8 protein-coding genes are annotated in these 11,013 nt (G+C 58.4%); 5 read left to right on the top strand and 3 right to left on the bottom strand.

Annotated elements, in window-relative coordinates:
• The coding region (locus tag NW829_RS08180; protein ID WP_414416845.1) for a hypothetical protein at positions 1–220 on the top strand (220 nt) is incomplete at its 5' end.
• Positions 208–2,421: a cobaltochelatase subunit CobN gene (gene cobN / locus NW829_RS08185; RefSeq protein ID WP_414416846.1), complete on the top strand. Its 2,214-nt coding sequence runs from the start codon at positions 208–210 to the stop codon at positions 2,419–2,421. The genes NW829_RS08180 and cobN, both read left to right, overlap by 13 nt.
• Positions 2,422–2,650: 229 nt before the next feature.
• Here cobN and NW829_RS08190 read toward each other — a convergent pair whose 3' ends face one another.
• Entirely contained in the window at positions 2,651–2,974 is a 324-nt protein-coding gene (locus tag NW829_RS08190; protein ID WP_011431969.1) for an RNA recognition motif domain-containing protein, read from the bottom strand.
• Between the two features lie 246 nt (positions 2,975–3,220).
• Positions 3,221–5,959 (bottom strand): valine--tRNA ligase, encoded by a 2,739-nt coding sequence (locus NW829_RS08195; RefSeq protein WP_414416847.1) that lies wholly within the window; start codon positions 5,957–5,959, stop codon positions 3,221–3,223.
• A 502-nt stretch (positions 5,960–6,461) separates the two neighbouring features.
• On the opposite strand from NW829_RS08195, the gene NW829_RS08200 reads away from it, so the two are divergent.
• Positions 6,462–6,707 carry a hypothetical protein gene (locus tag NW829_RS08200; RefSeq protein WP_414416848.1) on the top strand — a complete coding sequence of 82 codons (246 nt, stop codon included), beginning with the start codon at positions 6,462–6,464 and terminating at the stop codon, positions 6,705–6,707.
• A 60-nt stretch (positions 6,708–6,767) separates the two neighbouring features.
• On the opposite strand, the gene NW829_RS08205 is transcribed toward NW829_RS08200, so the two are convergent.
• A complete protein-coding gene (locus tag NW829_RS08205) occupies positions 6,768–7,580 on the bottom strand; it encodes a phosphatidate cytidylyltransferase (RefSeq protein WP_011431967.1) in 813 nt (270 codons plus the stop codon).
• 326 nt (positions 7,581–7,906) lie between these two features.
• Here NW829_RS08205 and pdhA point away from each other — a divergent pair, with 326 nt between their 5' ends.
• Positions 7,907–8,908: a pyruvate dehydrogenase (acetyl-transferring) E1 component subunit alpha gene (gene pdhA, locus NW829_RS08210; protein WP_414350741.1), complete on the top strand. Its 1,002-nt coding sequence runs from the start codon at positions 7,907–7,909 to the stop codon at positions 8,906–8,908.
• 253 nt (positions 8,909–9,161) lie between these two features.
• Entirely contained in the window at positions 9,162–10,748 is a 1,587-nt protein-coding gene (locus tag NW829_RS08215; protein WP_414416849.1) for an NAD(P)H-quinone oxidoreductase subunit 4, read from the top strand.
• Positions 10,749–11,013 lie beyond the last annotated feature (265 nt).

The raw sequence follows: 11,013 nt of genomic DNA on the forward strand, positions 1-11,013 counted from the left end.
TCGCGCCAGCGGTGCGGAGCACTTTCGCGCCAGCGGTGCGGAGCACTTTCGCGCCAGCGGTGCGGAGCACTTTGGACAGGGCAATGCTTGGGTAGCGGGAACCACTACGGGAGCCCTTCCTGACCAGTTGAGCGCTGGGAGCTGGGGTGCTTCTGTGCTTCAAGTACAGTCGCTAAGCCTGAGCTTCCTTCCCTTGGGAGAGCGGCCATGCACCGAATAGCTGCTTTGCCAGGGGGATGGGATCCTTCCCAATCCGGCGTCATTTTCTTGGAGCAGGATCCCGCTCCCATCGTTATCCTTTCGGCAGCCGATACGGATCTCACGGCCTTGAGCGCAGCCCTGCGCCTGTTGCCCGGCGATTTTCCGGCGGTGCGGGCGGCCAATTTGTTGCAGCTGCAACAGCCCCTAAGCCTGGATGACTATGCCGAGAGGGTGCTGCGGCGGGCGCAGGTGGTGCTCCTTCGCCTGTTGGGGGGAAGGGCCTACTGGAGCTATGGCCTGGAGGTAGCCAAGCAGGTGGCCGCCGAGGAGGGATCCACCCTGATCGTCATTCCTGGGGACGATCGCCCCGACTGGGATTTGGTGAGCCATTCCACTGTGCCCCTGGCGGTGGCGGATCGGGTGTGGCGGTACTGGCTGGAGGGGGGAGCGGAGAATGTGGCTGCCTGTCTGCTGTTTCTGGCTAGGGAGTTTCTGGGGGGCCAATATTCGGTGCCGGATCCTCAAGTGCTGCCTCGTCTAGGGATCTATCAACCCCCCATAGCTCCGCTGGCGGATCCCCAAGCTCCCAAGGTGGGGATTTTACTCTACCGAGCCCATGTTCTGGCGGGGAACATAGAGCCGGTGGATCAATTGGCAAAAGCCTTGGTGGAGCGGGGGCTGCAGCCTCTGTGCTTTTACACCTACAGCCTTCAAGATCCCGACTTGCCCCAGGCCATTCGGGATCACTTTGGCAGCCAGATTGACCTGTTGCTCAACACCACCAGCTTTTCTCTGGCGCGGTTGGACAGCCACCAGCCCGACGTGAGGCTGTGGCAGGAGTTGGATGTGCCTGTTTTGCAGGTAATCCTCAGCGGTGGATCCCGGCAGAGCTGGGAGAACTCCACGCGGGGATTGGGGGCGCGGGATCTGGCCATGAATGTGGCTTTGCCGGAGGTGGATGGGCGCATCATCAGCCGCACCATTTCCTTCAAAGCGGTTCAACAGCGGGATCCCCACTTGCAAACGGAGGTGGTGGCCTACGTGGCTGTGCCGGATCGGGTGGAGTTTGTAGCCGATTTGGCGGCCAACTGGGTGAAATTGCGGCGTACCCCTGCCAACCAGCGCCGTCTGGCTCTGATTTTGGCCAACTACCCCAGTCGGGACGGGCGACTGGCCAATGGGGTGGGTCTGGATACCCCTGCCAGTTGTGTGGAAATTCTCAAAGCTTTGGCGGGAGCTGGCTACTCAGTAGATCCCCTGCCCCAGACTGGAGATGAACTCATCCATTGGCTAACCGAAGGCCAGACCTACGACCCCTTGGGATCCCTGCGCCCGGCTCGGCAATGCCTTTCTGCTGCCCTTTATCGAGAGTGGTTTGCCCGCTTGCCTGAGCCCATCCAAGCCAACCTCATTCAGCAATGGGGGAATCCGCCCGCCCAAAACATCCCCATCGCCGGTCTCCAGTTGGGGCACGTTTTTGTTGGCATCCAGCCCCCGCGGGGCTACGACCGGGATCCCTCGTTGAACTACCATGCCCCGGATCTGGTGCCCCCCCATGAGTACCTGGCTTTTTACCTGTGGCTGCGGCAGGTCTTCGCCGTTCAAGCGGTGGTGCATGTGGGCAAGCACGGCAACTTGGAATGGCTGCCCGGCAAGGGATCCGCTCTTTCCGCCATCTGCTACCCGGAGGTTGCTCTGGGGCCAATGCCCCACTTCTACCCCTTCATCGTCAACGACCCAGGAGAGGGATCCCAGGCCAAGCGGCGAGCCCAGGCAGTGATTATCGACCACCTCACCCCGCCCCTTACTCGCGCCGAGCTGTACGGCCCCCTGGCGGATTTGGAACGGCTGATGGATGAGTACGTGCAGGCCCAACAGTTGGATCCCAGTCGTTGTCCCCTGATTCGCGCCCAGATTCAGGAGCTGGTTCGAGCAGAGCATCTAGACCAACAGTTCAACCTGGAAAAAGAAGAAGATTGGAATCGCCTGGATGGCTATCTCTGCGAGCTAAAAGAATCCCAGATTCGCGATGGGCTGCACATCTTTGGTCGAATCCCTGCCGGTGAGCAGCTTGTTGATCTGGTGGTAGCCCTGGCCCGCTACCCTGGCCACGGGCAACTGGGGATTACTCAGGCCATTGCCCGCGATTGGGGATGGGACTGGGATCCCTTGACCGCCGATCTAACGGATCCCTGGCCAGACAAACCGCCAGCCCAGTAGCTATTCCAGTTTCAAATACGGTTTGCCTTAGCTCCCCTCTCCCTCTGAGAGAGGTCGGCGGTGAGAGATTCAAAAGGAGTTGATTGGGATCCCCTCTCAACTCCTCCTGAGCTACCACTTGAACAAAAATTGAAGCAACCTAGAGAGACGGCTGGATCCTGGTGCTGCGCTTCAAAACAAGCTCAACTGAGAATCCCTTGCCCAGCACCGGGAAGCCTCAGCAGGCGTTTCAATAGCGAGATTGAAAACTCCGCCGCCGCTCGCCGCCACTGTTCGCGTTACCAGAGCGGAAACCTGAGGTGGGGCGTTCTTCTCGCGGGCGAGCTTTGTTCACCTTGAGGTCGCGCCCCATCCATTCCGCCCCATCCAGCGCAGCAATGGCGGCTTGCTCCTCTGCTTCAGAGCTCATTTCCACAAACCCGAAGCCCCGAATGCGGCCTGTCTCGCGGTCAGTGGGGATTTGCACCCGCTTGACAGAACCGTACTCAGCAAAAACAGCGGTCAAATCCGCTTCTGTCACCTTAAAGGAAAGGTTGCCAACATAAATCGACATAGACGATCTCCGAAAGAGAGAGTAACAAAGGGTGAGATGTTCGGAGAGCCGTCTGCCAATACAAAACGTGAAAATCCGTCAAGACCAGAAGAAACGAGCACTACAACCGATAACAATCTCAGCTTCTATCCTAACACAGAAGCAGGGGTTCACCACTTCGATTTCGCGAAATTCTGGGGACATTGCCTTCACACCCCAACTGGCCCGGCCCAAACACTCCGCTGCCCTACCTGCGCTGACGCCACCTCAGCCCAGCTTCTCCAGCCTGGATCCCAGTAACCTCATCTGGGCTTCCAGCTCTGCCAGTTGTTCCTGACTGGCTTGCACCACCTCAGGGTTGGCCCGGTTGAGAAAATTGGGGTTCTCCAAGCGGGCGCGGATCCCTTGGGCCTCTTTTTCCAGCTTGGCCAGGTCTTTTTGCAGCTTGGCCCGCAGCGCTTCCACATCCACCAATCCCGCCAAGGGCATCAGCACCTGCACCGTGCCCACCACTGCAGCCGCCACCTGTTTGGGCTCCGTGGCCAGGGATCCCGTAATCTCCAAAGCCTCAGCCTTAACCAGATCCCGGATATAAGCTTGGGCAGCCGTCAGGATCCGCTGCTCGGCGGGATCGGTAGTGAGCAAAAGGGCCCTGATGGTCTGATGGGGCTTGAGGCCGGTTTCTGCCCGCAGGTTGCGCAGGCTGGTAATGGTTTGGATCACCAAGCCAAACTCCCGCTCCAGTTGAGGGTCGATCCAACTGGGATCCGGGGTGGGATAGGGCTGCACAGAGATGGAAGTGGTTTGATTGACCTGGGTGAGAAGCTGCCAGATCTCCTCGGTGATGTGGGGCATCCAGGGGTGCAGCAGCTTGAGAATGGTTTCCAAAACGGTGGCCAGCACCTGCTGCGCTGTGCGCTTGGAAGCCAGGTCTTCTCCCCGCAGCCGGGGCTTGACCAGCTCGATGTACCAGTCGCAAAAGTCATCCCAAATGAGAGAGTAGAGCAGGCGCGCCCCCTCGCCCAGGCCATAGGCTTCCAGCTCGGCGATGACTTGGGTGGCCGTGGAGTGCAGCCGCGACAGGATCCAGCGATCGGCCAGCTCCAGCGCTTCGGGGGCAGGGGATCCCAGTTGGGCAGGGGTTTGCCCCTCCAAGTTCATCAACACAAAGCGGGAGGCGTTCCAGATCTTATTGGCAAAGTTGCGGGCGGCCTCCACGCTGGCGCTCTCCCCCGTCTTGCGGTCGTAGGCCAGGCGGATATCCTGCCCTGCCCCCACCACCTCTTTGACCAGGGCATAGCGCAGGGCGTCGGTGCCGTATTTGTCCAGCAGCTCCAGGGGATCGATGCCATTTCCCTTGGTTTTGGACATTTTCGCCCCGTGCTCATCCCGCACCAGGCCATTGATGTACACATCTTTGAAGGGGATCTGGCCGGTAAATTGGGATCCCATCATGGCCATGCGGGCCACCCAGAAGAAAATGATGTCAAAGCCCGTGGACATCAGGGAGTTGGGATAGTAGCGTTTGAAATCCTCGGTCTCTTCCGGCCAGCCCAGGGTTGAAAAGGGCCACAGAGCAGAGCTAAACCAGGTATCCAGCACATCGGGATCCTGTTCCACCCGCTCAACTTCTGGGCCAAACTTTTCCCGTGCCTTGAGCAGCGCTTCCTCGCCGTTGCGGGCCACCACAAAAGCTTGGGGATCCTCGAGAAGCTGGCCATTGAGGACTGGATACCAAGCTGGGATCTGATGGCCCCACCACAACTGCCGAGAAATGCACCAGGGGCGCAGCTTTTCCAGCCAGCCCGTGTAGACTTTGGTCCAGCGCTCAGGGATAAAGCGGGGGCTATTTCGTTGGTATTCCTCTTCCAAACAGCGAGCCCCCATCCCCGAGACATCGCAAAACCACTGAATGGAAAGCAAAGGCTCGATGGGCACGCCGCCGCGGTCGCTGTGGGGAACGGTGTGGGTGTAGTCCTCCACCTTCTCCAGCAGGCCATGTTCGGCAAACCACTGCACCACCTTTTCTCGGGCCACAAAGCGATCTAGGCCGGTGAAAGGATCCCCGTTTTCGTTGAGGGTGCCGTCTTTATTGAGGATGTTGATGAAGGGCAATTGGTGCCGTTTGCCGATTTCAAAGTCGTTGGGGTCGTGGGCCGGGGTAATCTTCACACACCCGGAGCCAAAGGAGGGATCCACGTACTCATCCGCAATGATGGGGATGAGGCGATTTTTAATGGGCAGGCGAATGAACTGGCCGATGAGATGGCAATAGCGCTCGTCTTGGGGGTTTACCGCCACCGCCGTATCCCCCAGCATGGTCTCGGGCCGAGTGGTGGCCACCACCAGATACTGGCCGGGATCCTCGGCCAAGGGATAACGAAAATGCCACAAATGGCCCTTGACCTCTTTGTCGTCTAGCTCAATGTCTGACACCGCCGACTGGGTAGCCGGGCACCAGTTCACCAAATACTCGCCCCGGTAAATCAACCCCGCCTCGTATAGCCGCACAAACGCCTCGGTTACCGCCCGGCTCAGCCCCTCGTCGAGGGTAAAGCGATCCCGCGTCCAGTCCAGCGAGAGACCCAGCCGCCGCAACTGGCTCTTGATGGCTCCCTGCGACTGCTCCTTCCAAGCCCAGGCTCGCTCCAGAAAAGCCTCGCGGCCCAGATCGAAGCGGGTCTTGCCCTCTTGGCGCAGTTGGTTTTCCAGGATGGTGTGCACGGCGATGCTGGCATGGTCTGTGCCGGGGAGCCAGAGCACGTTGTAGCCGCGCATCCGCTTGTAGCGCGTCACCACATCCGGCAGGGTAAAGGCAAAAGCATGGCCCATGTGCAGGTTGCCCGTCACATTGGGCGGGGGCAGCACCATGCTAAAGGCCTCTCCCGGCGCCTTGGGATCCGCCACGTAAAAGCCCTTCTCCTCCCAAAAGCGCTGCCACTTCGGCTCGGTCTCGAAGGGGTTGTACTGGCTGGGCAGGTTGACAGAGGAAATTGCAGCAGTCATGGGGAGAATAGGCCAACGGCTGAGAAGGATGAATCACTTTGATGAATCACTTTATAGAGTAGCAGTTCAACCCTTTGCCCTTCGGGGTAGAGTGGCCCATCGGTCTTGACCCTAATCACACGGCTAGAGAGGGATTTCGAGCTAGGGTACTACCATCCTCAGCTTTGGGTACGGCGTTATGTCCAGATCATTGACGGCAACGGTCCTGATGGCTCTGATGGCTCTATCCCCTGGGATCCCTGCCTTGGCGCAACAGGACTGGAAGAGATCAGAGAGAGACATCCTACTTTGTCGTGGGGAGCCTTTTGAACCAGGCTCTCTGGCAGGTTATGAAGCTTGCTTCAGTGCTCGCCTTCATCCGGATGAACAATCCTGGCCGCCTCTACTACCCCTGATAGGCCTGTATTTTACCCCGCACTCTGACTACTCTTTTTTTTGCTTTGTAGGTGCAGGAAAGCCCGGTAGCCTGGAGGCAATTCTCGTCGGTCGAAGTGGAGAGTTCGTGTTTGGCCTAGATCGCCCTCTGGCCCCTTCTGAACTAGAAGGGGAGACCCCTTGGATTATCCAGCGAAAAGCCCGCATTCTCGAGGTGGAGGGGGAGCCTGTTGCCAGTTTCAGGCAACTGGTGGTTTACGACGAAACCGAGTTGAACTTGGAGGGGTTCGTGCCTGTGACTGCGCCTCCAGGATACCTCATTTCGCCGGACGAGTTTTTAGAGGCTCCCGAGTGCCAAGCCATTTTGAATTGAGGACTCCTCCACTTGTAACTGGTGTGCGTTCTTGGGTTTTGGCAGGCTTACGAGATGGCTCTAGAGCCCAGAGTAAGCGTTGAGCCATTCCATAAAATAAAACACCAGCGGCCCGGTGAATACGTAGCTATCCCCCCGATCCAAGATGCCACCGTGGCCCGGGATTAGATCCCCGGAATCTTTCACCCCTGCATCCCGTTTCATCAGAGATTCTGTGAGATCTCCCAGCAGGCTGGTTAACCCAATCAAAAACCCCAGAATGCCCCCACTCAACCAGCTCCACGGCCAGCCCAGGTAATAGGCTCCAACCACCGCAAGGGTCATGCTGGCGGCAATGCCGGCTACTGCCCCTTCCACCGTCTTTTTCGGGCTGAGGATGGAGAGCTTGGTGCGCCCAAAGGCCCGACCACACAGGTAGGCCCCTACATCTGCGGCGATCACGCAGCCAATGGCCAGCAGCGTAATCCATAGCCCTTCGCCCAGCCCTTGCGCAAAAGACAAGGCCCTGACCCGAATCCAGAAGCTGGGCAGCAACGCACAGTAGAACAACCCCAAGATCGAGGTGGCAATATCGGCAATGGTGGCCACCTTGGGCTTAAAGAGCAAATAAAAACAGATGATCGATCCCGCCACGATAAAGGCAGGGCTGGTCCACTCCGGCCTCACCTGCTGCAAAATCACCAGCACCTGGCTGGAAAACATGGTGGTGCGCATGGCCGGCGCATTGCCTTTGGCTTGCACCAAGCGAAAAAACTCCAACTGGGCCAAAAAAATGATTAGCCCAATGGCTGCAGTAAAATACCAGCCCCCTAGCAGGGTGACCGCCAACGCAAACAACACCGCCGCAAAACCGCTAACCCAACGGGCTCCCATGGGCGCACCCCGTCACGTTGGCTGGCCAAATACCTCTTGCCCCCGGCTCCAGCAGATCGACGTCCAAGCCGAGAGCAGAAGAAACCCCCCCTCTGGTGTTCAAGATTCGCGTTTGCGGGACGGAGTCCTGATGCGGCTGCTGCAATGGAAACGCCTCTTGCCCTAGCCTTTCAGTTTAACTCCCTTGGCCTCGAAACAACCGCTTTCGGCCCTGCAGGATGGGATTTCCAGGTAAGGTGGCAGACAGACTGGAGCATGAGATAATGGGCAAACCGCAAAGCTCACTGCTGACCGCCTAAGATACCTCTGATTCGTTGCACCGCAGCATGGTTCAAGAACTTACTTCGCGCTCCACAACTGCTCGCATTTCTGCCGAAGAGGCTCGTCTTCTTTATGAAGACATGGTGCTGGGCCGCCTGTTTGAAGACAAGTGCGCCGAAATGTACTACAAGGGCAAGATGTTCGGCTTTGTGCATCTGTACAACGGCCAAGAGGCCGTCTCTACGGGGGTGATCAAGGCGCTCAAGCCCACCGACTACGTGTGCAGCACCTACCGCGATCATGTGCATGCCCTCAGCACCGGGATCCCGCCGCGGGCGGTCATGGCAGAGTTGTTCGGCAAGGCCACCGGCTGCAGCAAGGGTCGGGGTGGTTCCATGCACCTCTTCTCGGCGGAGCACAATTTCTTGGGGGGCTATGCCTTTGTGGCCGAAGGGATCCCAGTGGCGACGGGGGCTGCTTTTTCTGCCAAATACCGGGGCACCGACCAGGTAACCGCCTGCTTCTTTGGGGATGGAGCCTGCAACAACGGCCAGTTTTACGAGTGCCTCAACATGGCCGCCCTCTGGAAGTTGCCCATCGTCTATGTGGTGGAAAATAACTTCTGGGCTATTGGCATGGCCCATGAACGCGCCACTTCCGACACCGATATTTACCGCAAAGGCCCGGCTTTTGGCATGCCCGGCTACCAGGTGGATGGGATGGATGTGCTAGCAGTGCGAGAGGCCGCCCAACAGGCCATTGCCCGCGCCCGTGCCGGAGAAGGCCCCACCTTGCTAGAGTGCATCACCTATCGTTTTCGGGGCCATTCCCTTGCCGACCCTGACGAGCTGCGCAGTCCTGAGGAAAAAGAGTTCTGGCGGCAGCGGGATCCCATTAAACAACTGGAACGCTATGCCCTGGAGCACAACCTAATGTCCGAGGCAGACTTCCAAGCCATCCACGCGGAGGTCAGCGCCGTGATTGAGGACGCGGTTCTTTTCGCCCTGGAAAGCCCAGAGCCCACTCTGGACGAGCTACACCGCTTTGTCTTTGCCGAAGATGAGTAGACCCCCCCAGGTACCGGGGGAGTTCAGGAGCCGAGATCTTGCTTGGCCGGAGGATCCCTGGCCAGCTCGGGCGGCCTATCCACCCGACGGAGCGCTATCGCGCCGGATCCCTTGAGGATCCTCGATGATTGGCATTGGAGAAACCTTCTCGAGATCTGCGCTATTGCGCAGATTTTTTTGTAAATATCGCTTCCCATTTGTTTACACAGCTTCATATCATTGAGGTATCGAGCATGAGTATTTATTCCCGGTCATGAGCAATTCTCTTGAGTTTCCCTGGCTGTCGGTGCTGGTGCTCTTGCCTCTGCTGGCAGCCTTCGGGATCCCCTTGATCCCCCAGAGCCGTTGGGTGCGTTGGTATGCCCTCGCTGTGGGGGCTTTTGATTTGGGCCTGATGGCCTATGTCTTTGCGCGGCACTATGACCTGCAGGACTTTTCTCTGCAACTGGCGGAGCGCTACGCCTGGGTGCCCCAAATTGGGTTCCACTGGTCGCTGGCGGTGGACGGCCTCTCCTTCCCGCTGGTGTTGCTGTCGGGTTTGATCACAACCCTGTCGATTGTGGCGGCTTGGAATCTCACCCATAAGCCGCGTTTGTTTTTCTTCTTGCTGCTGCTGATGTACGGTGCCCAGGTGGGCGTGTTTCTGGCGCAGGACATGCTCCTTTTCTTCCTGATGTGGGAGATTGAGCTGGTGCCGGTCTATCTGCTCATCTCCATTTGGGGTGGGCCGAAGCGCCAGTACGCCGCCACCAAGTTCATCCTCTACACCGCCGCCGCCTCCATTTTTATCTTGGTGGGATCCCTGGCGATGGCCTTCTACGGCGAGGGCTTCAGCCTGGAGATGGCAGAGCTGAGCGCTAAGTCTTACCCACTGGCCTTGGAGCTGTTGGCCTATGCGGCTTTGCTGATCGCCTTTGGGGTGAAGCTGCCGATTTTCCCGCTGCACACCTGGCTGCCGGATGCCCACAGCGAAGCCTCTGCTCCCATTTCCATGATCTTGGCGGGAGTTCTGCTCAAGATGGGTGGCTATGGCCTGATCCGCATGAATGTGGGCATGTTGTCGGAAGCCCACGTGTACTTCGCCCCGGTGCTGGCGGTGTTGGGTGTGGTGAACATCATCTACGGGGCGTTGGCCGCCTTCGGTCAGAACCATCTCAAGCGGCGCTTGGCCTATTCGTCCATTGCCCACATGGGCTTTGTGTTGATCGGGATCTCCGCCTTCACGGAGCTGGGCATCAATGGGGCAGTGCTGCAGATGATCTCCCACGGTCTGATTGCCGCGGTTCTGTTCTTCCTGACGGGGATCACCTACGAGCGCACCCACACCCTTGCCCTCGACAAGTTGGGAGGGTTGGCCAAGCAGATGCCGAAGGCTTTTGCCCTGTTTACGGCGGGATCCCTGGCCTCTCTGGCGCTGCCGGGGATGAGCGGATTTGTGGGTGAGCTGACGGTGTTCTTGGGCTTGACCACCAGCGATGCCTATGCGCCGACCTTCAAAGCGGGAATTGCCCTGCTGGCGGCAGTGGGCATCATTCTGACGCCCATTTACTTGCTCTCCATGCTGCGTCAGGTGTTCTACGGGGCTCAGGATCCCGGCTTGGTTTTGGAAGACTACCTGGGGGATATGCGTCCGCGGGAAATGGCGGTGGCCCTCTGTCTGCTGTTGCCGATTCTCGGCATTGGCTTCTACCCGCGCCTGGCTACCCAAACCTACGATGTCACGACGGTGGCGGTAGCTGCCCAGTTGCGCAGTGTGTTGGCAACTGAAATCGTGCAGCGGCCTTTCTTCCCCTCGCCAGTGCAATCGGCTCAGGTGGCGGCTTTGCCTCTGGAGGATTAAAGGGGGGTCGAGACTCGGTTCTTCTTTATCTCTATTCCTTACTCTGTCCAGAAGAGCTGGTGTTCGAGGTGCAACCCGACTCAACTTTCAGCTCTTCTTTTGTTTTTTTTAAGTTTTAAGATTGGATTTAGGATCCGGGATGTTCCTGGGCTGGGATTTTCGTGCAGCCGATTGTTCTTGTGCCGTCCATCCTATCGGTGATCGGTGTGGATAGAGTTTTGTTCCATCAGGTTTAGCTGCACCACCAACCACCAGAGGGTTACAT

The sequence above is a fragment of the Synechococcus sp. R55.8 genome (assembly GCF_047461895.1).
In the GTDB taxonomy this organism is placed as follows: domain Bacteria; phylum Cyanobacteriota; class Cyanobacteriia; order Thermostichales; family Thermostichaceae; genus Thermostichus.

Excerpts from the sequence above, each read along its gene's own strand:
- cobN (WP_414416846.1), top strand. The coding sequence starts at position 208 with ATGCACCGAATAGCTGCTTTGCCAGGGGGATGGGATCCTTCCCAATCC.
- NW829_RS08190 (WP_011431969.1), bottom strand. The coding sequence starts at position 2,974 with ATGTCGATTTATGTTGGCAACCTTTCCTTTAAGGTGACAGAAGCGGAT.
- NW829_RS08195 (WP_414416847.1), bottom strand. The coding sequence starts at position 5,959 with ATGACTGCTGCAATTTCCTCTGTCAACCTGCCCAGCCAGTACAACCCC.
- NW829_RS08205 (WP_011431967.1), bottom strand. The coding sequence starts at position 7,580 with ATGGGAGCCCGTTGGGTTAGCGGTTTTGCGGCGGTGTTGTTTGCGTTG.
- pdhA (WP_414350741.1), top strand. The coding sequence starts at position 7,907 with ATGGTTCAAGAACTTACTTCGCGCTCCACAACTGCTCGCATTTCTGCC.
- NW829_RS08215 (WP_414416849.1), top strand. The coding sequence starts at position 9,162 with ATGAGCAATTCTCTTGAGTTTCCCTGGCTGTCGGTGCTGGTGCTCTTG.